Origin of the sequence: Pseudomonas sp. R4-35-07 (genome assembly GCF_003852235.1) — a bacterium.
Lineage (GTDB): Bacteria > Pseudomonadota > Gammaproteobacteria > Pseudomonadales > Pseudomonadaceae > Aquipseudomonas.
The window spans coordinates 830,859-852,196 of record NZ_CP027732.1 but is presented as its reverse complement, the minus strand read 5'-3'; the positions used below and the strand labels follow the sequence as shown (position 1 = coordinate 852,196).

Sequence of the window (21,338 nt, the reverse complement as noted above, 5' to 3'; positions counted from 1 at the left end):
CTGACGAAAAGCGCCCCGCCCCAGCATTTCGCTGGGGCGGGGCTTTTTTGCCCATATCGCCTTTAGCGCTGGTCGCAAACGCTGGGGCGAATGTGGTTATTTTGGAGATACAACATGAACGATTTTACTCTGAATGCTGAAGTGCGTTCCGACCTGGGGAAAGGTGCGAGCCGCCGCCTGCGTCGTCTCGCAAGCCTGGTTCCAGCTGTAGTTTACGGTGGCGACAAAGCCCCTGAATCCATCAGCATGCTGGCTAAAGAAGTTGCCAAACTGCTCGAAAACGATGCTGCCTACAGCCACGTTATCGAACTGAACGTTGGTGGCACCAAGCAGAACGTGATCATCAAAGCCCTGCAACGTCACCCGGCCAAAGGCCACGTGCTGCATGCTGACTTTGTACGCGTTATTGCCGGTCAGAAACTGACCGCCATCGTTCCAGTGCACTTTGTTGGTGAAGAAGCTCCGGTCAAGAAAGGTGGCGTTGTTTCCCACACTACTACCGAGCTGGAAGTAAGCTGCCTGCCGAAAGACCTGCCTGAGTTCATCGAAGTCGACCTGTCGGCTGCTGAAATCGGCACCATCATTCACCTGTCCGACCTCAAGGCCCCTAAAGGCGTTGAGTTCGTTGCACTGGCTCACAACGACGACAAGGCTGTTGCCAACGTCCACGCGCCACGTGTTGTAGCAGAAGATGAAGCAGGCGAAACCGCTGCCGAGTAATGCTCTGTGCAGCGTCGGAGCTTGAGGAAACATCGCGGACCGAAACGTAGCGAGAAAGCGGGCGATAACGCGAAGTTTATCTCTGGATAAGTGAGCTCCTGTCGTCCACTTTCGCCGCACGTTGGCTGCGGCGATGTTATCCACAACTCCAAAGGAAGGGCCCCTGTCGTGACCGCCATTAAACTGATCGTTGGCCTGGGAAATCCAGGCGCCGAATACGAACAGACCCGGCATAACGCGGGGGCCCTTTTTGTTGAGCGCATCGCCCACGCCCAAGGCATCAATCTTGTGGCCGATCGCAAATATTTTGGCCTGACCGGGCGCTTCTCGCACCAGGGTCAGGATGTTCGTCTGCTGATTCCCACCACCTACATGAACCGCAGCGGCCAGGCTGTCGCGGCGCTTGCGGGGTTCTTCCGGATCAAACCCGAGGAAATCCTGGTGGCCCATGACGAACTGGACCTGCCACCCGGCGTTGCCAAGCTCAAGCTGGGCGGCGGGCATGGCGGGCACAATGGCCTGCGCGACATCATCGCGCAGTTGGGGAATCAGAATAATTTCTACCGTCTGCGGCTCGGCATTGGCCACCCAGGCGTTGCCAGTATGGTTTCAAATTTCGTCCTGGGTCGTGCGCCACGCGCCGAACAGGAAAAACTCGATGCCAGCATCGACTTTGCCCTCGGCGTGCTGCCGGATATCTTCGCCGGTGAATGGAACCGTGCGATGAAAAACCTGCACAGCCAGAAGGCCTGACTTTTACCGAGGGGAAACACCATGGGATTCAATTGCGGCATCGTCGGCCTGCCCAACGTCGGCAAATCCACCCTGTTCAACGCCCTGACCAAGTCCGGTATTGCAGCGGAGAACTTCCCCTTCTGTACCATCGAGCCCAACAGCGGCATCGTGGCCATGCCCGACCCACGCCTGGCTGCACTGGCGGCCATCGTCAACCCCAAGCGCATCCTGCCGACTACCATGGAATTCGTCGACATCGCCGGCCTGGTAGCGGGCGCCTCGAAAGGTGAAGGCCTGGGCAACAAGTTCCTGGCCAACATCCGTGAGACCGATGCCATCGCCCACGTGGTCCGCTGCTTTGAAGACGAGAACGTGATTCACGTCTCCAACAGCGTTGACCCCAAGCGTGATATCGAGATCATTGACCTGGAACTGATCTTCGCCGACCTCGACAGCTGCGAGAAACAACTGCAGAAAGTCGCGCGCAACGCCAAGGGCGGTGACAAGGACGCAGTCGTCCAGAAAGGCCTGCTGGAGCAGTTGATCGCTCACTTCACCGAAGGCAAGCCGGCGCGTAGCCTGATGAAGAATATGAGCACCGACGAAAAAGCCGTGATCAAGGGCTTCCACCTGCTCACCACCAAGCCTGTGATGTACATCGCCAACGTCGCTGAAGACGGCTTCGAGAACAACCCGCTGCTGGACGTGGTCAAGGCCATTGCCGACGAAGAAGGCGCGATCGTGGTCCCGGTGTGCAACAAGATTGAAGCGGAAATCGCAGAGCTGGATGACGGCGAAGAAAAAGACATGTTCCTTGAGGCCCTGGGCCTGGAAGAGCCTGGTCTGAACCGCGTGATCCGCGCCGGCTACGAAATGCTGCACCTGCAGACCTACTTCACCGCCGGTGTCGAAGAAGTCCGTGCCTGGACCGTCAAGGTTGGCGCCACCGCGCCACAGGCCGCCGGCGTGATCCACACCGACTTCGAAAAAGGCTTTATCCGCGCTGAAGTGATCGCCTACAACGACTTCATCCAGTACAAGGGCGAAGCGGGTGCCAAGGAAGCGGGTAAATGGCGTCTTGAAGGTAAGGAATACATCGTCAAGGATGGTGATGTGATGCACTTCCGTTTCAACGTGTAAACATCACCAGCGATATCTTTCGCAGTCAATAAAAAGCCGATGCATTGCATCGGCTTTTTTGTGGACGTCTGTTTGCCCACTTTTTTAGTACGCTCTCAACTTAATCCCGTACACACTCAGAAAACTCTTACTGCAAAACAGTTTTGTTTACTGAATACACTTCAGGACAAACACAACAGAACTTATCCTACGCCACTTCAGCAATTAACCACGCGACGATCCCTATAGACTTCGGTTAACTGAACTAAGCCTGCGCGCCGTACTGTCAGCAGTGAAGCAATCTGATAAGGGAGTAATCATTCAATGTCGGCCTTCGACCCCATGGACAATGAAACGGCTATTTCACTTGTTGAAGACCCGGATATTGAACATATGTTGAGCGGCACTGCCGCCCTCAACATTGATATTTTGCTGCTCGGAGAAACCGGCACCGGCAAGGATACCTTGGCGCAACGGATTCATCGCCTGTCGGGACGACGAGGCAACTTCGTCGCCTTGAACTGCGCAGCCATCCCCGAAAGCCTGGCGGAAAGCCAATTGTTCGGCGTTAACAGCGGGGCCTATACGGGAGCGATTCAATCACGGGCAGGTTCTGTCGAAGCCGCGCACATGGGCACACTGTACCTGGACGAGATCGACAGCATGCCCTTGAACCTGCAGGCCAAACTGCTGCGCGTGCTGGAGTCGCGTGGAGTGGAGCGGCTGGGCTCGACGCGATTTATCCCGGTGGACATGCGTGTCATCGCGTCTGCCCAGCACTCGCTATGTGAAATGGTCGATCAAGGCGCTTTCAGGCGCGACCTGTATTTCCGCCTGAATGTGGTCAACATCCAACTTCCGGCGTTGCGAGATCAACGTGAACGCGTCATCCCTTTGTTCCTGAAGATGATCCAGCAGGAAGCGGAGCACTTCGAATGCACTGCACCTGTGCCTTCGGGAGCCCTGCTGCAACAACTGCTGTGCCACCCTTGGCGGGGAAACGTCCGCGAGCTGCGGTCGACAGCAAAACGTTTCGTCCTGGGTTTGCCGCCGCTTTCACCCCCCATAAACGAGGGGGCTGATACCCAGACCCACCTGAAGGCGCGCATGCAGCAAATTGAAAAAGCCTTGATTGAAGAGTCGTTGCGCCGTCATCAGCACTGCGTAGACAGGGTGGCGGTTGAACTGGGGGTTGCCAAGCGTACGCTGTACTACCGGATGAAACAGCTGGAAATAGCGCTCGGAGAAAGTCGATGACATTCCGCGCACCTTTGCTGCCATGGAAATATTTAGAAACCTGTAATTCAGTGTCATATGGAACGCCCTGCACTTACATGCCACACATTCAGTGCCAGCGGTAATTTGTAAGGAAACCTGAACACCTTTCAATTTCACGCTGGCGCAATTTTCCATTAAAACTGACACATGGAGTAATGTTATGGGTCCAGTCAATAATTCTTCCCCACAATACGGCTACTACAACGCTCAAAACCCTACAGGCTCTGGCGCAAGCGGCGCCGGCCAGGCAGAAGACAACTTCGAAAAAGGAGAACAAATCAACGACTACACCACCAAGAAGCAACTTGAAGCTAAATTGATATCGGGTATCAACCAAGCTGCTAAAGGTTTCCAATAAGAACGACTTACCTCTCCGGCCTATCAGCCCGAGAGGTAACCCTCTCGATACAAAGGGTGGTTGTGGCGACTCCCTTCAAAACCAATATATAGCCGTTAACTCAATGGGCATCTCATGCAAATAACCCGCAAGCTCTCCGAAGAAGATGCAGGTTTCGATTCCGCCGACATCACACGAGCCCCGTCGACGTGTCAGGGAGACGCCTGTTTCTTTACATCAATGCTAGACCCCGCCTCCACGACGAGTACGTTCGCTGGCGAAGCGTATAGTTCTCCCGTACTGGCAGAAGCTGTCGCCCCCTTGAAAGACTCGAAAAAACGCATGGCGACTTTACTGAAGTCAACCAACCAAGAGCTTGATATAGAAAAATTCAGGAAATTTCCAAGTGTATTATCCAATATTCAGCTGACGTCCCAGCTGTTAGTCAAATGCCTTGCCAAGACAACTCAAGGCATCGAAAAAATATCCAACCTGCAATAGTGATCATGACGAATCTCCTGCCTATTGCATTGCTCTTGGTGGTTGCACTCCTGTTGAACGGGTGCAGCGACCGTGTCGAACTTCATCGCCAACTCTCAGAACAAGAAGCTAATGAGGTCATCGCAGAATTGGCAGACAAGCATATTCGCGCCCAAAAGGTCCCCGCTAAAGATGGCGTCGTCGTGACGATAAACGCCAGCGACATCGGTCGCGCAGTGCGCACGTTGGAGGCAGCCGGCCTGCCCAAAGTGGCCAGAACCACGCTGGGCGATACGTTTCGTAAAGAGGGTGTCATTTCCACGCCCCTGGAAGAGCGAGCGCGCTACATCTATGCGTTGTCGCAAGAACTTGAGGCCACGCTGTCCAATATTGACGGTGTCATCGTTGCCCGGGTTCACGTGGTATTGCCGGAACGCATCGCGCCCGGTGAGCCGGTCCAACCCGCTTCCGCCTCAGTATTCATAAAACATGATCCACGGCTTGATCCCGATAACATCACCGCGCGCGTTCGCCGAATGGTGGCAAGCAGCATCCCAGGCATGGCCACAGCCATCGACAATCCGCAAAAACTGACCGTGATATTCGTACCCGCCGCGGCTTATCAGGAACAACAACGCCTGGTGTATTTTGGCCCGTTCCTGGTACCCGATGAGGACCTCGGTTTATGGCGAAACAGCGTAACCATTTTCCTGCTAGGTGTGATGGCCGCTATGGGCGTCACGGTGTTTTTATACCGTAGACGTCAGCGTTTTGTGCCTAAACCAACGGTAGTCAGCGAATTGAGCGGTACGGCTCATGACGCTTAGCGCCGAACTCTCAATGCGTGAGCACCTGGCCTGGGCTCACTGGTGGGCATTTCCCTGGAAATATGCCCATGAAGACTGGAGGGGTAACCAGTACGCCACGATTGAAGCGCTTTATCAGCGTGGACGTCGGGTGCCGGGCGACCTGACAGGTGTGGCAGCCTGTTTACCCCCGGCTCCCCAACCCACCGTGTTGCACCTGGCACTCTCTTCAAATGAACAACTCGACCTGGCGTTGACGCTGATTCACGACACCTTCAACCCTGAGGCCTGCCCCTCCTTGAGCGACACGCACCACCTGTGGTGCATACGTCTCTCCAAGGCGCTGCCCCCTGCCATGCTGTCACCCCAAGACGATCCGTTGCGACTTCTGCATAGCTGGCTCGATCCCATTATCTGGCAGCGCATCAGGTTGCGCTTCGCCCGTGAACGCGCGAGTGAAGTTGAAAAGAGGCAGCTGTGCCTTGAAAACGCGAGCAGCCGTTTGGATACGCTGTGGCAGGCGGTAGTCTGGCGCGTCATGTCACTGCCTGGTGAAACGATAGCCCATGGCTTGAACGGGTAAGGAGATAAGTCATGCTATGCCGACGTACCATTGAGCTATTCAAAAACGCGCCCGGGGTCCCACGCAGCGTGATTCCTCGAGAGGAGCTTGCCAATTGGAAGCAGGCAGAACTGCTGTTGAAGGACGCCAATGAACAGGCTGAACAACTGCTGAGCCTGACGGAAAAAAAATGCGAAGCGCTGCGCGAGAAGGCGTCTGTGGAAGTCTGGCAACGCGCCGATGCGCAACTCAAGCGATGGGAGCGTGACCGTCAAGCCATGTGCGACAAGCTCGAACAACATGCCAGTGCAATTACCAATGAGGCTATTCGTCGTCTGCTTGATGAGACGGTAGCGCCCGCCAGGCTGGTCGCCCTTCTTAACCAATTAATGACACTCCAAGTTCCAGAGGTCAGCGCAACCCTGCTCTGCCACCCCCATGATATGAACGAGATAAAACAACACCTTGCCTATCAGAAAGCCGTTGTTTGGAAACTTCACGCTGACGAGACAACAGCGCCCCAAACGCTGGTATTGAAAACAGATGAGGGAGATTTTCGTATCAGCTGGAACTCCATGCTCACTGCCTTTTTTAAACGCGGCGAAGCGATGGCTCCAGACGTCTAATTACACACGACTCTGTTTTAACCACCCTCGGTCAACAGCACGGCCTGACGAATAACCATCTGAGCAACGCTAATTAGAGGAATAAGTATGAGCACACCTAAGTCGCTCTCTTCTCAAGCATTAAAAAATGCCGACTCTGCGTATAAAAATTATGACTCATTTCCTATCGAAGACATGCAGGGTGAACAAGATGCCGAGTTCTTCTATAACTTAATGAAGCAGATGACTGTGACCAACGCGCTCTTTACTGAAAACCTGCGGATTGAGCATCAGTCTCTGAAAACAGCTATCGAAAGTTTTCAATAAAATGGAAGCGCTCATCCGTGACTGGTTAAACCGTCGCGAGCCACAACTCACGTTAGTGGAAGGCGACGACGAGATCACTCTGAAGCGCCAAGACGCTTTTATTCTGGTGGCGGCTCAGCTGACGTCGAGACCTTCAGATAACACGACACCACTAAGTTGGCTGCGCCTGGGCGCCGCCAGCTTGAGTCTTTTCCAGGGCGCGTTGGTTCGAAAAGCGGACAGTGGCGAACTTTGGCTCATCCAGACCCTGCGGGATGGAATAGCAGAGGCCCACATGTTCGCGTGCCTAGAAACCCTGCTCAACCAACGCGACATATGGCGTGCCACGTTCACGCGCCTGGCCCGCCCTGCCCAGCCTCTCAGACCCAGCTCGCTACGGTCACTGCCGTATTAACCAGAGAACTCGCTATGTATAACAAGAACCACAAATGCCACAGTTTGCGCCAGGATTCGCCGGGTGCTCCAAGCAGACGTACATCCTGGTACAGCATGCTCCTGCTTTCCTGCCTGTTTGCTCCAGTAGAAAACTCGCTGGCCGCTATTCCCTCTGAATGGAAAAACACGGCCTACGCCTATGAAGCCGAACACAAGCCTCTACGGGAAGTGCTTGAGGATTTTGCCCAGACCTTTGGCACGCAACTGCAAATCGAAGGCCTGCTGGAGGGCGATGTCAACGGCAAGATTCGAGCGAACACGCCGCAGTCACTGCTGGACAGACTGGGCGTAGAGCACCGCTTCCAGTGGTATCTCTACAACAACACCTTATTCGTCAGCACCCTGGATCAACAGGAGTCCGCACGCCTGGAAGTCTCTTCGGAGACGGTTTCCGACCTTAAGCAGGCGCTCACTGATATCGGGTTGCTCGATAGCCGATTCGGCTGGGGTGAGTTGCCCGAAGACGGTATCGTTCTGGTTTCCGGCCCCAAGAGCTATATCGAACAGATCAAGCAATTCAGCAGCCAGCGGCGCTCTGCGGATGAAAAACAGAGCGTGCTGACGTTCCCGCTGAAGTTCGCCAATGCCGCAGACCGTCAAATAGAGTACCGCAGCGAAAAGATCGTCATCCCTGGCGTCGCCAGCATGCTGCGCGGGCTGTTGGAGCCGCGCTCCGCGTCGACGCTTTCCGGCCTGGCGCAACGCTCCGCGTCCCAGTCCCAGCCCGCGCCGGTCACACCCAGCTTCCCGCGCCTGGGTAACCCGCTGCTGGGGCAACTGCTCAGCCCACCGGCATCTACGGATGCCGGCATGTCGATTACGCCTCGGGCGCCAGTGGGCACCAGCCGAATCCGCGTTGAGGCTGACGTGCGCAACAACGCCATCCTGATTTATGACCTGCCGGAGCGGCAAGCGATGTATCGCGAGTTGATCAGCCAACTTGATGTCGCACGCAAATTGGTGGAAATCGACGCGATCATCCTCGACATCGAGCGCACGCAGCTAAACGAATTCGGCATCAAATGGGGCTTCCAGAACAGTCGCTTCCGTGGCGGCGTCAACATGGCGCCCGGTACCGCTTCCCAACTATCGATCGGACGCCTTGATCGCTTCTATGCCGATATCCGCGCGCTGGAATCCCGCGGGCTGGCAACCATGGTCTCCAATCCCTCGGTGCTGACCCTGGAAAACCAACCGGCAATCATCGATTTCAACCGCACTCAGTACCTGACCGCCGGCACTGAAAACGCAACGATCCTTCCCATTACCGTGGGTACCAGTTTTCAGGTGGTTCCCCGGGTGATCACCAGCCGGGGCGGCCATCAGATTCATTTGGCGATAGACATCGAAGACGGTAATTTTGACGAATCCAACCCCGAACGTATCGGCCCGGATGTACGCCGGGGCAAGGTCAGCACCCAAGCCGTGATGGCGGAAAAGCGCTCGCTGGTGGTGGGTGGGTTCCACGTCACCGAAAGCACCGACAAACAAAACAAGGTCCCCGTGCTGGGGAACATACCGTTACTGGGCAAGGCGCTGTTCTCCTCGACCGAACGGCAGAATAACCGGCGTGAGCGGCTGTTTATCCTGACCCCACGGGTGATCGGCGATCAGTCGGATCCTTCGCGCTATTTGCCTAAGGACGATCAGGCCGAACTGCAAGCTGCGCTCAAGCCATTGGCACGGCGCTACGCCCCCCATCAGCCGGTGATTAACCGCAGCGATATCACCAGCACCCTGGCGCACCTGGTCAGTGGCGAAGTGCCCAAGGCGTTCAAGGCCGAGCCAATGCCCCTGGGACTGAGCACGTTGTGCAGCACCCGCGACTTGCTGGCGCTGAATACCGAGCGCAGCCAATGGTATGCAGGCCCGCACTACAACGTGGCGGTGGTGGTGCTGCGCAATCAGTTCAAGCGCAATGTGCGCATCGATGAGAAGGAATGCAGCAATTCGCAAACGCTGGCGGTCACCGTGTGGCCGCGTGCCTGGCTCAAGCCTGGTGAAGAAGCTGAAGTGTTTATCGCCATGCGTCCGGTCATCAAGGATGAACATCTGAGCGAGCCACGCCCTTCCCTGCTCACCCCAACCCGGACAACCTCACCATGAACCACAAACTGTTGCACGCCACACTGCTGGGCATCGTATTGCTTGCCACCGGTTGCACGCCTACCTGCAAAGGCGACTCCTGCTCACGCCCGCAATCGAGCAAGGACAAGATGGTGGTCTGGTGGCCGCCCCAGATGCGCGTCGAACCCGGCCCCGCCGGCGAACGTTCAGACTACCAAACGATCTCGCTGGAACGATGAGCATGGAGGCAGCGTCAGACGCTTATCTGAAACGCCAGATGCTCATCGACAACCTGGTGAGCGGTGCGTCCGCTCACCAGCAGTTGTGTCAGGGGATCACGTTCGGCTCCTGCGATGCCGGCGCCCGCAAGGGCGTTGCATTGCAAATCGCGAGCATGGCCCTGCAAGCTGGGCAATTGGAACGGGTACTGGAGCGTCGTTTTGAACAGGCGTTGGCGTTTGACGGCTGCTATATCTATCTGGACAAACAGGGCGCACTGGTTATCTGGCACGCCCTGCCCACCCAGCGCCAGGCACTGGACAACATCCTCAGCCGGATGCTGTCCCTGGCCAACCTGCAAGCGCTGGACCTCTCAGTGACACGCTGATCAGCGCCGCTCCAGCTCTGGCAACGTGAGGGTTTCACGCTTGGCTTCATCGTCCAGCTCACGCAAGGTACGGTAGATCAACGCCACGGCCTGCAACGTCTCTCGAGGAATCGGCGCTCCGAGCTTTTTCTCGTAAATCGTGCGGGCCAGCCATACGCATTGAATGACCGGAACATCAGCTGCCTTGGCGCGATCGATCAGTTTGCGCGCCTGCGCATCCGTGCCCTTGGCCACCAACTGCGGCAATGGCGTCTTGCCGCGACGGTAATACAGGGCGACGGCAAAGTGGGTCGGGTTGACGACCAACATGTCCGACTCTTCCAGCTTGGGCAACTTGACCTTGGGTTCCTCCTGCGCCAACTGGTATGCCAACGAGCGGCGCTGCCCCTTGACGTGCGGGTCACCCTCCATGTCCTTGTATTCCTTGACCACTTCGACCTGGGTCATGCGCATGCGCTTGGCGAAGAAGTACTTTTGCAGGGTCAGGTCGGTCAATGCCAACACCAACAGCAATCCGAGGCAGGCATGGAGCAGATAGCGGAACAGCGCAATCAGCGCCAGCAGGTAGCTTTGCAGATCGCTGTTGGCCAGGTTAATCAGCGTGCCCAGAGAGGGCCAGACCACCAGATACACGATCAAGCCCAGGAGAAACGCTTTGGCCACGCTCATCAGCAGGTTCATCACCGACTGGGCGGAGAACATTTGCTTGAGTTGGCTCATGGGATTGACCCGATTGAAATCGAGCTTGAGCGCTTCCGGGGCGAACAGAAACCCGACTTGCAACCAACTGCTGATCAGCTTCGTGGCAATCGCCACTCCAACCATCAATAAGGCGAACGATAGAAACACCACCACCCCATCGAACAGCACTTCTTCCAGCGCCCGCACGAAGGGCTGATTCATGCGTGAAATCGGTAACACCATCAATTGTTCGAAACGTTGCAAACTGCTTTGTGCGGTATACAGCGCGATTTCGCCGATGGCGGTCAGCGCCAGCAACTTGCCTACATCCTGGCTCTGGGAGACTTGGCCTTTCTTACGCTGGTCACGCAGCTTTTTAGCGGAGGCGGGGTGTTTTTTCTCTCCCGAGTCGCTCATGGCATCGCCACCTTGAACAGCAGCCCAAGGGAATGCTTGAGGTCACCCAGCAAACTCATACGCCCGACGATCAGATCCTGCAATAACGCAAAATACAGCAAGAGGACACCGATACCTGCGAGGCTCTTGAGTGGCGGAGCCAGTGTGCTCACCTGCAACTGCTGACTGTAAACACCCAGCAGCGCGATGCCGAACTCCAGCAACAGCAGCACGGCGATAAAGGGCGCGGCGTAGAGCATCATGTGGGTGAACGTATCCCCGAGCAGCGCGATAAATACACCGAATCCGTTGGGCCCCGGCAACGGGAACCACACCGTCGGTGGCCAGATCAGGTAGCTGTCCCAGATCACCTGGGTCAGTGCGCCAAGCCCCAGGGTGACCATCAACAGAAAAATCGCCAACTGCTTGAGCATATGCCCGATGGGCGTTGCGTCCGGGCCCAGCGACGGGTTGAGCTGGCCCCCGGCCAACGCGCCTCGCTGGTTATCCAGCAGCGCGCCCACCGACTCGAACATCCAGAACGGCATCGACAGCAACACGCCCAGCACTACCCCAAGGGCCAACTCCTTGAGCGCCAATGCGGCGAGCATGAGGCCCGAGTAATCCAGCCCCTCCAACGCTGCATGGATACCCGGCGCGGGGATCAATGCCATGACCATCACGATCGTGTGCCGGGGCATGCCACGAATATGTTGAAAACAGAATGCAGCGACCAGAAAGGCACAGGGATAAATGCGCGCCATGCCGATCACCAGGCTTGGCAGCAACTCGAAATAATGCAGCACCGGCGTGCCCTCAGTTAAGGGCCGAACGGCCGATCATGTCGAACGTCAGGTTGATCAGTTGGATCAACTCAACGCCGATCCAGCGCCCAGTCATGATCAGCGTGACACCCACCGCCACCAGCTTGACACCAAACGGCAGGGTCTGGTCCTGCACCTGCATCAGCGCCTGAATCAACGAGGTCAGTACGCCCACCACCACCGCTACGATCAGCGGCGGGGCGGTCAACACCACCACCAGCAACATGCCCTGTTTGAACAGTACGATCGGTTCCATATTCAGCTCAGAGATAAGAAAGGAACAGGCTGTCGAGCAGCCGCGACCAGCCGGACACCATTACAAACAGCAGCAATTTGAGCGGCAGGGAAATGGTCATGGGTGAAACCATTTGCATGCCCAGCGCCAATAAGAGGTTGGAGACAATCAGGTCAATCACGATAAAGGGGATGTAGATCAGAAAACCGATCTCGAACCCCGCCTGCAGTTGTGACAATACATAGGCAGGAATCAGCAGGATCAGGTCTTCACGCTGCACCTCCTGCGCCATCTGCGCGGGCCAGAGGCGGTGGGTATTCTCCAACAGGTGGGTGAGCACGTCGGGGTCGAGATTGCGCAGCATGAATGCACGCAACGGCTTGATGGCCTCTGCGCCTGTCTGCAGCACCGTCTGCACATTGCTCGTGTCCAGCGGAGAAATTTTTTAGATTTTCAGCGATCTGATAGCCCACCGGAGCCATGATAAATAGTGTCGCAGCCAATGCGATGCCGTTAATCGCCATGCTCGGCGGCACCTGCTGCACGCCGATGGCATTACGGGTAATCATCAGCACGATCACGATCTTCAAAAACGATGTGCAGATGATCAACAGCATCGGCATCAGCGTCAGCGTGGCGAGAAACAGTGCGAGAACGAGGGGATCCAGCCCTTGGAGTATCATCGGCCGAATAGCACGCGGGACAACTGCAAGCCCAGGCGGCCGTCGACTTCCACCAACTGGCCCTGCCCAATCGGCCGATCGCCGTAATACAGGCCTGCCAGGCCAGGTGCGTAGCCGGTAACGCCCAGCACGGAACCAGGCCCCAGATTGCGCAACTCGCCCAGCGTGAGGTTGAGTGTGCCGCAGCGAACATTCAGCGCCATGCTCAACTCATCGAATGGCTCGTGGCCAAAGATATCCACCACAGGTTCATCCTGCGCATCCTCGGAGTAGGCGTGCGCCGCAAAATTCTCGTCCACAGACGTGTCCTCGATAGAAGAAAGGGTCAGGCACAGAGTCCCGTTTTCATCGTCAATACTGCCCCGCAGCCGATGCCTGCCAACCTGCACATAACCGCTGCCCTGCGCCTGGAACAGCGCGAGCTCGGGGACCAGCACATCACCGGCGCGCAGGCTGCGTACCTGTGCAATGGTCAGGCGCATGCGTCCCAGGGTGACGGCAATCGCCAGTTGAAACTGCCCCGGCAGCGGTGCAGCGATAGAGCGCCATGGGGCGGCCTCGCACAACGCGAGGAAGCTTCCAGCGCTCAGCCACAGGTAGCCCATGACCCGTGAGGCGCCCAGGGACACGCTGAGCCGGCAACCGAACCCCTCGGGGCGATCCGTCTCCAGCAGCCGCATATAGCCGAACAGGTCACGTATCTGCGGGCTCAAGTAGTGCTGAAACAATGCCCAGAACCAGGAGTCCGGATCGTTGCCGGCCTGGGCCAACGTCACCGGGCACTCACCCATCAAGCTCAATTGCGGCCCCGGTTCGCTGAACGCCAATACCCCACTGGTGGTTTCAAAGCACAGCGACTGAGCGCCAACCGGCTCAGTGCCAGGCTCCAGGCGTAATTCACCGCGCTGTTCGGCCACCTGGAACGGCATGCGCAACCCACGCCCCAGCCGTCGCCGGGCAGCCACTGCATCAGCCCTCACAGTGCGCAAGGCCAGAGAGGGCAACATCATGCCGGCGCCGAATTCGCCACGCACAGCGCCACCGGTAACGCCAGGCTCGCGGCGAGCCTGTGCTCACATTGGTGCCGTACGCCGTAGAGCCAGCGTGCTGTTGCTTCCTGCTGCGCTTCAAGCTCGATATTCCACCCCGCCCCTTCTCGACGAATACGGGCATTGATCCGCCCCAGGCGTGGCAAGTACATGGCCACTGTCAGCGGCCACGTCGAGCCGCTTTGCAGCCGAGGTATCAACTGCTCCGACAACGCCTCGACCATGGCGAGATCGCCGCCGGCCCGGGTTCCGGGCTGTGACGCGCTACGGCCCGAATCCTGTTCGTCATCACCGAACAATTGGCTAAAGAGCTGCCGTTGCTCCCAAGGCACTGGGGCGCCCACCTCGTGGACACGGTCCTCGCGAGGGTCGCGTCGGCGTTGGCGTTCAGGCGTGTTGGCTGAAATAGCGTTCATAGCGGTTCCTGCGTGAGTAAATTGGCCAATTCCTGCAGTTTTTCTACTTGGCGAAGGCACTGGGTGACGTGCTTCTGCGCGATACCTACCTCCACCTCACGCTGTTCCTGCTGCCCTTGCAGTTGTTGTACCTGGCCTTCTTCACGCCGGGTACCGGCAGACAGGCTTTGTTCCTTGCGATTCCACGACTTCAGCGCCTGAACGCTCACAACCTGCCCCTGGTGCTCGCTCAACAGTTGTGCACATTGGCGCTGCTCTTCCTGACGGGTTTTCTCCAGCAGGTCTTGGGCCTGCTGGATGTGCGCCACCAATGCCTGCTGTGATCGTTTGGCCTCGCGCAGCGCACGTTCGGCACGATCGGCCCGGTACCGACGCAAGCGCCGCAGGGTTTCGATCTCACCGGGCAACGTTTCAGAATGGGACATAGGCAGTCAGCTCCGTCAGTTGGTCCATCGTCGTGTCGATCGCAGAAGGCTCACGCAAATCTTGGCGCAGGAAGCTATCCACCGCCTGGCGGCTGCTTACCGCCATGTCAGTCAGGGCATCATTGCCTGCCTGGTACTCACCCAGCTTGAGCATCAGCTCGATCTGCTGGTAGGCCGACAACAGGCGTCGCAACGCCGTACCGGCCTGGATATGCCTGGGCTCGCAGACATTGGTCAAAATCCGCGACAGGCTGGCCAGCACGTCCACGGCCGGATAATGGCCGCGCTCGGCCAACTTGCGTGACAGCACGATATGGCCGTCCAGCAGCGAGCGAACTTCGTCGGCCACCGGGTCATTCATCGAGTCCTGCTCGATCAACACCGTGTAGATGGCCGTGATCACGCCGTCACGCGTCAACCCCGCCCGTTCCACCAGGCGCGGCAACAGGCTGTACACCGAAGGCGGCAGACCGCCCCGCCCCAGCGGCTCGCCGGCAGCCAGGCCGATTTCACGCTGGGCTCGCGCAAAACGCGTCAAGGAATCGATCAACAAAAGCACCCGCTGGCCCTTGCGCCGGAAACCTTCGGCGAGCGCCGTCGCGGTGAAGGCGGCGCGGGCGCGCTCCATGCTGGAACGGTCAGAGGTGGAGCACACCAGCACCGCCTTGGCCCGCAGTTGGTCATCCAATTCATGGTCAAGAAACTCGCGCAACTCTCGGCCCCGTTCGCCGATCAAACCGAACACGATCACATCGCAGTCCACGTTACGAGCGATCTCGGCCAACAAGGTGGTCTTGCCACAGCCTGCCCCCGCGAACAGCCCGACGCGCTGGCCTTCCCCCAGCGTCATCAGGCCGTCGATCGAACGCACCCCCGTGGCCAATGCGCGGTTGATGCGCGGCCGCTCCGTGGGTAACGGCGCCTCGCACAACACCGGGGTGGCGTCGGGCGTATCCGCTTCGGCGAACGCACTGGGACCGTTGCCGGCAATCGGCCGGCCGAAACCGTCCAGCACTTGGCCCAGCAGGTCATCACCCACCCGTACCCTGTGCGGCACACCAAGACGCTCCACGCTGGCGCCCACACTCACGCCTTCCAGATTCCCCAGGGCACTGAGCACCGCATCCTGCTGATCGAAGCCAATGATTTCGGCGAGCATGTAATCGCCCGGTTGCTTTTCAACCTGGCACAGGTCGCCGATGCGCGCCTGGGGCAGCCGACACTGCATCAGCATGCCGTTGACGCGCTGTATGCGACCGCGCATCGTGACCGGCGCAAAGCTGTCCAATGCCGCCGACTGACTGCGTTGCCAAGCCTCGAGACGCTCTTGCCATGCGCCGCTCACCAACGCACCTCATAGCGCTGCACACCGTCGAACACCACCTTGCTGTTATCGATCAGCACCAGACGCAGGCCATTGACTTCGTCGCCCACAAATAACCGGGTGCCCTCTTCCAGCACAACGTGGCCGTTCGGTCCGCTGATGATCTGCACGATCTTGAACGGCAGTGCTCCGTCACGCGTGCGTACGCGGCTGATCACTGGCACAGCGGTTTCGAACTGCCCGGCAAAGCGGTCGAGCATGCGCGCGACCAAGTCCGCCTCTTCCTGGGAAACATCACCGCTCAGGGAAATCTGCCCATTGATGACTTGCAAGCTGACCCGTGAAGTCAGTTCCCGCTCGCTGAGCATCTTCAGCAATTGCTGGCGCACCTCAAAGGGCGAGCCCAGTTCGGGCTTCTGAACCACTACCGGCATCAACGATGCCTGGGCCTTGCGCTCGCCACTAAAGATGATGCCGGCTGCCGCAATGAGCACGGCGAACGCAAGTACCAGGCTAAGCAAACGCTTTTGTTGGGACGATGGAATTGCTGACAGTTTCAACGCGAGCGGCGCCTGCTCCACAGGCTCAGGCGCCGCAGGTGCAGGCGCGGGTGCCTGTGGCCAGGGCTGATCGGCAGGGCTGACGCACAAGCGAACGGGGCCGATCAAAAAGACCGTGTTCAGCGCAAGCTCGCCGATCTGCGCCAGCACTTGCCCATCGCTGTTTTCAAGCAGCCCCGCCTCGGCCTGCACCGACCACCGGCCATCGGCCAAGCGCAAACGTGCGTGATGCTCGGCAACCCCGGGATCGTTCAACAGAAGATCAGCGTCCGAATTGGCACCCACGCCCCACTGCTCACCAAACAACGGCAGCGCGGCGCCTTGATGCATACCATCCAGCACCCGCAGCTCGAACATCATGGGGCGACCCTCGATCCGGATAAAAATAACGCGCTCATGCCGCCGCCCCACGCATTGGTTCGTCCTGGCCCAGGTCGAAACGGCCCAATACCTTGACCTTGGAGTTGCTCCCCAGCTCGGCAAAAGACATCACCGGCACATGGTTGAACTCGTCCAGCAAAAGCGCCCGTAACGGGCTGCGCAGATCTTGGGCAACCAACAGCACGCTCTTGGTTTTCGGTCTTAGCACAAAGGCCTGGTTGAGCAGCCCGACCAAGGCAGCACTGCTGTCGTTATCGAGGGCGAAAAACACCCCGCTCTGGGTTTGGCGCAACGCTTCGCGCAGGATGTTCTCGGTCTGTGGCGACAGCAGCCACGCATGCAGGCCATCGGCTTCGCTGTACTGGTGAAAAATCTGCGACTTGAGGGCGATCCGTGCGTAATCGGCCAGGGCATCCGGTTCACGCTCATGCTGGCCGTACTCGATCAATGACTCGACGATCAAACGTACGGCGCGCAATGGCACACCCTCACTCGCCAGGCGCTGCAGCACCGACGAAAAGCGCGAAAGCGGCATGATGCGCTGCAGCTCCTGCACCAGCTCCGGCTGGTTGTGTTCAAGCCAACTGAGGATCGACTTGCATTCCTGGATGCCGAGAAACCGCGGTCCGCTAAGCAACATCGCCCGCTTCATCCGTTCGATGATCAGGCTCTGGGCGCTGAAACGCTCAATCTGGGGGTCATTGAGCAATGGATCATCAGGGTCGAGCCACAGCCAGTCCGCCTCGTCCCGCTCGGCCAGGCCTCTATCGCCCCTGTCCGGGGGCTGCGCCAAGGAGGCGTATTCAACCGCAACACGGTCGCTGAGGGTCGCCGTCACGGTCGGAACTTCATGCACGCAAAAGCGCATCTCGTCGACGGCCAGCGTCTCACTGAACTCGGCTTCGAACGGGGGTAGCGTCAGCCCGATATTGGCGACCAGCGCATTTCGGGCCTGACGAATTTTTTGCACGATGTCGATGACCTCGGGGGCCCCGTACATCTGGCTGTTGAATTGCAGCAGATACGGCCGTGACGGGTCGAAGCCACGCAGGTCTTCACTGCCGTTCTCTTCCGGACGGACCGCTTTTTCGTCCGATGCCGCCGGGGAGTCCTCGCGCTGACGCTGGCGCATGAGGTAGTACCCCAGGGAGCCGGTCATCAGCGAAATCAGAATGAACACCACGGTAGGCATGCCGGGAAGCGTGGCGAAGGCCAACATGCCCACCGACGCGATCATCCAGCTCTTGGGTTCGCTGGTCATCTGCCGGGCAATTTCGGCGCCCATGTTGGTGACGCCCTTGCGCCCGTCCGGCGCCACTCGGGTAATGATCATGCCGGCCGTCAGGGAGATCAACAGCGCGGGAATCTGTGCGATCAGGCCGTCGCCGATCGTCAGTACCGAATACAGCGCCATCGACTCGCCCGCGCTCATCCCGTGCTGGAACATGCCGGTAGAAAAGCCTCCCAGCAGGTTGATGACCACGATGATCAGGCCGGCAACGGCATCGCCCTTGACGAACTTCATGGCCCCGTCCATGGCCCCGAACAGCTGGCTTTCGCGGGACAACTGCTCACGTTTGTCGCGAGCCTGCATACCATCGATCAACCCGGCGCGCAGGTCACTGTCGATCGACATCTGCTTGCCCGGCATCGCATCCAGACTGAAGCGGGCAGCCACTTCGGCGACCCGCTCCGAACCTTTGGTGATCACCAGGAAGTTGACGATGGTCAGGATCATGAAGATCACCAGCCCCACCGCCAGGTTGCCGCCCACCACGAAATTACCGAACGCTTCCACAATATCGCCCGCGTCCTGCTCCAGCAGAATCAAGCGTGTGGTGGCAATCGACAGGGCCAGGCGAAACATGGTGGTCAACAGCAGGATCGATGGAAACGACGAGAACGCCAACGGCCCCGGCAAGTACAGCGCCAGTACGATCAACAAGCAGGAAATACAGATGTTCAACGCGATCAGAATGTCCACCAGCCATGTGGGCAGCGGCACGATAAAGATAAACACGATGGCCAGGACCACCACCGCGCCGAGCACTTCGGCACGCCGCGCCACCTTGAGCAGCACGCCATTGACCGATGACAGCAGTGTCACCCGGACGTCCTCGTTTCGCCGGAAAACGTCTGATGGCCGCGCTCTTCGCGCGCCCACTCAACCATGACGTCCTTGAACGCTTTCACGGCAGAAGCCTGGGATTGCGCATCAAGCCACCAGGCCTTGGGCAGACTTTTTACTTCCGTGGCCAATTCATTAAGCGAGCGCAGACGAGCGGCAAGCAGCGTCCCCCCAAACTCACTGGCCAGCCTTTGCACCTCGGCCGCATCGATACCGGTACTGGCATAACCCAGAAAACGCTGCAATAAATCCACCGCCTCCAGATTGACGTTCAGGCGCCGGATCAACGCATCACAGTTGCCCAGCACCGAGCGCAATTGACGACACTGCGCCAACCCCTTAAGCAGCAGGTGCAATTTTTCCGTGGGCACCGACTGGGTGTGCGCCGCGATATCGCCGTTCAGCGCCTGAGTCATCAGGTCGACGCCTTTGGAAAACGCCGTTAAGCCGTACATCTTCAACAGCGTCTGCAGCATCAACGCCAAGGATTGGCGAACGACCACGGAGGCGTAATAAAGCGCACGCACGTCCTGACGCTCCTGCGGGTCAGCGCTGGCCTCCTTCAATGCCAAGGCGATATTCAGGCCTGCCTGGATGTGCCCGCCGAAATCCTGCCTCAGCGCTTTCAAGGCCCCGCGCGCCAGGCCCTCTTCTACTGTCAGCCCATTGTTTTGCGCTTCGAGGGCGATGAATTGAAGCACCACGAAGGCACGCGCGGGGTCACCCCCGGCATGGCTCACCAATTTTTCGACAGTGGGCTTGCGCAGCAACTCGAACCGAAGCCGACGAACAACGGTTTCCAGCGTGGCCAGGCCGGGGTGACCCAGTTGTTCATAGAGCTGCACGAATTCTGCGACAGGCGAAACTTTTGTGCCAATGGATCGCCGGCCCAGGGCCTGTGCGTTGAGTGCCACTTCTTCGCTGAAAATCTGCGCGATGTCATCTAAGCCCTGCGAACGGATTGGCACATCGACAGTGCTCACACTGGGTTTGTCCGCAGGTTGGATCTGCTGCACATCGTTGAAGGATTCGACTTTCATGGGCGGGCCAGAATGGGAAGTTTGTGTCCCTATGTGGCAAGCCTCTGCGGTTCAGTTCCATCAAAACATTTCACGGCGAGGGGTATGAAAATACCCGCACGCCCAGATCGTCTTCTTTGCAAGTTACGGCACAGAAAACCCCTAACAAAAAATATATATTCATATAAATCAATAAGTTGTGTGTTTTTCCCATTTGGCACAGCCGGTGCAAAAGGGGTCCCTATCGAAACCATTTCGATCGAGCCTTCCCGGAGGAAAAACAACATGAAAATACCTATTGGCGATCTAGTTCACCTCGTCGGCAATTCGCCTCAGTTCATGGTCCAGCTGACGGACGACCAGCAAAAAAAACTGCGACGCTTCATTCATAAACGCGTGCTCAACCCTGAAGATGCGGACGATCTCCTGCAATTGACTTACCTGGAGGCATGGCGCAACAGAGAGCGTTTCAGCGGGCAGGCCACACTCAGCACCTGGATGTGCGGAATTGCGCAGAATTTGATCCGCAACCACTTCAGGCGCATGTATGCCAAACCGGTGCATTGCGAGTTCGATGAATCGTTGTGGCATGGCCAGGAAGAACACAACAGCCTGGACTGGGAGTTTGAAGTCAACCGACGGCTTGAAAAGACCCTGAACGCCATCGACCACCTGCCGATAGAAATGCGCAAAACGCTTTACGCTTCGCTCGAGACCGATGGTAGCTATCAGGATACCGCCGATGCGTTGGACATCCCCATCGGCACGGTACGCTCACGTTTGTCGCGAGCGCGCGAACAGCTCAAACGCGTGACGCGCAACCCGTTGCCGTAAGTCTCGCCACAGCAACACCGTTGGGCGAAAGGGATATCTGCCCAACGCGATTGACGCTTGATGGGCGCGACAGCACGAGAATCGCAGCCTGAAGAGCCCCCCGCCGATCGTCGCCAATCAGCCTGTTTTTCGTTAAACAGTTGAAAGCGTAGAAAAAACTTAACAAAACCTCTTGACGCATTCCCGTTCTACGCGAATAATGCGCGCCACTTGGCTACATAGCTCAGTTGGTTAGAGCATAGCATTCATAATGCTGGGGTCCGGGGTTCAAGTCCCTGTGTAGCCACCAAGTACTAAAAACGGCT

Annotated in this window: 25 protein-coding genes, 1 tRNA gene and 1 pseudogene; 16 read left to right on the top strand and 11 right to left on the bottom strand. The window is 58.0% G+C overall.

Going from position 1 to position 21,338, the window contains the following annotated elements; genetic code table 11:
- Window positions 1–114: 114 nt before the first annotated feature.
- From C4J89_RS03685 to C4J89_RS03620, 14 genes are all read left to right on the top strand, one after another.
- Window positions 115–720, top strand: a complete 606-nt coding sequence (locus C4J89_RS03685) for a 50S ribosomal protein L25/general stress protein Ctc (RefSeq protein ID WP_124361194.1) — start codon at window positions 115–117, stop codon at window positions 718–720.
- 168 nt (window positions 721–888) lie between these two features.
- A complete protein-coding gene (gene pth / locus C4J89_RS03680) occupies window positions 889–1,473 on the top strand; it encodes an aminoacyl-tRNA hydrolase (protein WP_003188350.1) in 585 nt (194 codons plus the stop codon).
- Window positions 1,474–1,494: 21 nt separating this feature from the next.
- Window positions 1,495–2,595, top strand: a complete 1,101-nt coding sequence (gene ychF / locus C4J89_RS03675) for a redox-regulated ATPase YchF (RefSeq protein WP_057725888.1) — start codon at window positions 1,495–1,497, stop codon at window positions 2,593–2,595.
- 303 nt (window positions 2,596–2,898) lie between these two features.
- Complete coding sequence (locus C4J89_RS03670) at window positions 2,899–3,831, top strand: sigma 54-interacting transcriptional regulator (protein WP_124361192.1); 933 nt, start codon at window positions 2,899–2,901, stop codon at window positions 3,829–3,831.
- Window positions 3,832–4,012: 181 nt separating this feature from the next.
- A complete protein-coding gene (locus C4J89_RS03665) occupies window positions 4,013–4,210 on the top strand; it encodes a hypothetical protein (protein WP_124361191.1) in 198 nt (65 codons plus the stop codon).
- A gap of 114 nt (window positions 4,211–4,324) precedes the next feature.
- Entirely contained in the window at window positions 4,325–4,690 is a 366-nt protein-coding gene (locus C4J89_RS27075) for an EscI/YscI/HrpB family type III secretion system inner rod protein (protein ID WP_256681774.1), read from the top strand.
- 5 nt (window positions 4,691–4,695) lie between these two features.
- On the top strand, window positions 4,696–5,496 hold the full coding sequence (gene sctJ / locus C4J89_RS03655) for a type III secretion system inner membrane ring lipoprotein SctJ (RefSeq protein ID WP_124361190.1): 801 nt from the start codon (window positions 4,696–4,698) through the stop codon (window positions 5,494–5,496).
- Window positions 5,486–6,058, top strand: coding sequence for a type III secretion protein (locus tag C4J89_RS03650; RefSeq protein ID WP_256681773.1), 573 nt, complete (start codon window positions 5,486–5,488; stop codon window positions 6,056–6,058). Before sctJ ends, C4J89_RS03650 begins: the two co-directional genes overlap by 11 nt.
- Before the next feature lie 11 nt (window positions 6,059–6,069).
- Complete coding sequence (gene sctL, locus C4J89_RS03645) at window positions 6,070–6,663, top strand: type III secretion system stator protein SctL (RefSeq protein WP_124413787.1); 594 nt, start codon at window positions 6,070–6,072, stop codon at window positions 6,661–6,663.
- Window positions 6,664–6,750: 87 nt separating this feature from the next.
- Window positions 6,751–6,969: a type III secretion protein gene (locus tag C4J89_RS03640; protein ID WP_124361188.1), complete on the top strand. Its 219-nt coding sequence runs from the start codon at window positions 6,751–6,753 to the stop codon at window positions 6,967–6,969.
- Between the two features lies 1 nt (window position 6,970).
- Window positions 6,971–7,363, top strand: coding sequence for a type III secretion protein (locus C4J89_RS03635; protein ID WP_124361187.1), 393 nt, complete (start codon window positions 6,971–6,973; stop codon window positions 7,361–7,363).
- A gap of 14 nt (window positions 7,364–7,377) precedes the next feature.
- Complete coding sequence (gene sctC, locus C4J89_RS03630; protein ID WP_124413786.1) at window positions 7,378–9,510, top strand: type III secretion system outer membrane ring subunit SctC; 2,133 nt, start codon at window positions 7,378–7,380, stop codon at window positions 9,508–9,510.
- Window positions 9,507–9,710 (top strand): HrpT family type III secretion system protein, encoded by a 204-nt coding sequence (gene hrpT, locus C4J89_RS03625; RefSeq protein ID WP_124361185.1) that lies wholly within the window; start codon window positions 9,507–9,509, stop codon window positions 9,708–9,710. The genes sctC and hrpT overlap by 4 nt, the downstream gene beginning before the upstream one ends.
- Window positions 9,711–9,712: 2 nt before the next feature.
- Window positions 9,713–10,078 carry a transcriptional regulator gene (locus C4J89_RS03620; RefSeq protein WP_256658910.1) on the top strand — a complete coding sequence of 122 codons (366 nt, stop codon included), beginning with the start codon at window positions 9,713–9,715 and terminating at the stop codon, window positions 10,076–10,078.
- Here the strand turns inward: C4J89_RS03620 and sctU are convergent, their stop codons facing one another.
- The 11 genes and pseudogenes from sctU to C4J89_RS03565 all read right to left on the bottom strand — a co-directional run bounded on the left by sctU (window position 10,079) and on the right by C4J89_RS03565 (window position 20,220).
- Window positions 10,079–11,176: a type III secretion system export apparatus subunit SctU gene (gene sctU, locus C4J89_RS03615; protein WP_124413785.1), complete on the bottom strand. Its 1,098-nt coding sequence runs from the start codon at window positions 11,174–11,176 to the stop codon at window positions 10,079–10,081. It lies immediately after the preceding gene.
- On the bottom strand, window positions 11,173–11,961 hold the full coding sequence (gene sctT, locus C4J89_RS03610) for a type III secretion system export apparatus subunit SctT (RefSeq protein ID WP_124361182.1): 789 nt from the start codon (window positions 11,959–11,961) through the stop codon (window positions 11,173–11,175). The genes sctU and sctT overlap by 4 nt, the downstream gene beginning before the upstream one ends.
- A 10-nt stretch (window positions 11,962–11,971) precedes the next feature.
- Window positions 11,972–12,235, bottom strand: coding sequence for a type III secretion system export apparatus subunit SctS (sctS, locus tag C4J89_RS03605; RefSeq protein ID WP_124361181.1), 264 nt, complete (start codon window positions 12,233–12,235; stop codon window positions 11,972–11,974).
- Window positions 12,236–12,242: 7 nt separating this feature from the next.
- A pseudogene (gene sctR / locus C4J89_RS03600) lies at window positions 12,243–12,897 on the bottom strand (type III secretion system export apparatus subunit SctR).
- Window positions 12,894–13,907 carry a FliM/FliN family flagellar motor switch protein gene (locus tag C4J89_RS03595; protein ID WP_124413784.1) on the bottom strand — a complete coding sequence of 338 codons (1,014 nt, stop codon included), beginning with the start codon at window positions 13,905–13,907 and terminating at the stop codon, window positions 12,894–12,896. Before C4J89_RS03595 ends, sctR begins: the two are co-directional and overlap by 4 nt.
- A complete protein-coding gene (locus C4J89_RS03590; protein WP_124413783.1) occupies window positions 13,904–14,362 on the bottom strand; it encodes a type III secretion system HrpP C-terminal domain-containing protein in 459 nt (152 codons plus the stop codon). The genes C4J89_RS03595 and C4J89_RS03590 overlap by 4 nt, the downstream gene beginning before the upstream one ends.
- Complete coding sequence (locus tag C4J89_RS03585; RefSeq protein WP_124413782.1) at window positions 14,359–14,787, bottom strand: YscO family type III secretion system apparatus protein; 429 nt, start codon at window positions 14,785–14,787, stop codon at window positions 14,359–14,361. Before C4J89_RS03585 ends, C4J89_RS03590 begins: the two co-directional genes overlap by 4 nt.
- A complete protein-coding gene (locus C4J89_RS03580) occupies window positions 14,774–16,132 on the bottom strand; it encodes a FliI/YscN family ATPase (RefSeq protein WP_124403009.1) in 1,359 nt (452 codons plus the stop codon). The genes C4J89_RS03585 and C4J89_RS03580 overlap by 14 nt, the downstream gene beginning before the upstream one ends.
- Window positions 16,129–17,028: an FHA domain-containing protein gene (locus C4J89_RS03575; RefSeq protein ID WP_164484576.1), complete on the bottom strand. Its 900-nt coding sequence runs from the start codon at window positions 17,026–17,028 to the stop codon at window positions 16,129–16,131. The genes C4J89_RS03580 and C4J89_RS03575 overlap by 4 nt, the downstream gene beginning before the upstream one ends.
- 37 nt (window positions 17,029–17,065) lie before the next feature.
- On the bottom strand, window positions 17,066–19,159 hold the full coding sequence (sctV, locus tag C4J89_RS03570) for a type III secretion system export apparatus subunit SctV (protein ID WP_124413781.1): 2,094 nt from the start codon (window positions 19,157–19,159) through the stop codon (window positions 17,066–17,068).
- A complete protein-coding gene (locus tag C4J89_RS03565; RefSeq protein WP_124413780.1) occupies window positions 19,156–20,220 on the bottom strand; it encodes an HrpJ domain-containing protein in 1,065 nt (354 codons plus the stop codon). The genes sctV and C4J89_RS03565 overlap by 4 nt, the downstream gene beginning before the upstream one ends.
- A 264-nt stretch (window positions 20,221–20,484) precedes the next feature.
- Here C4J89_RS03565 and C4J89_RS03560 point away from each other — a divergent pair, with 264 nt between their 5' ends.
- A complete protein-coding gene (locus tag C4J89_RS03560) occupies window positions 20,485–21,033 on the top strand; it encodes an RNA polymerase sigma factor (RefSeq protein WP_124361172.1) in 549 nt (182 codons plus the stop codon).
- Between the two features lie 212 nt (window positions 21,034–21,245).
- Window positions 21,246–21,322 (top strand) — tRNA-Met (locus tag C4J89_RS03555).
- Window positions 21,323–21,338: the final 16 nt, after the last annotated feature.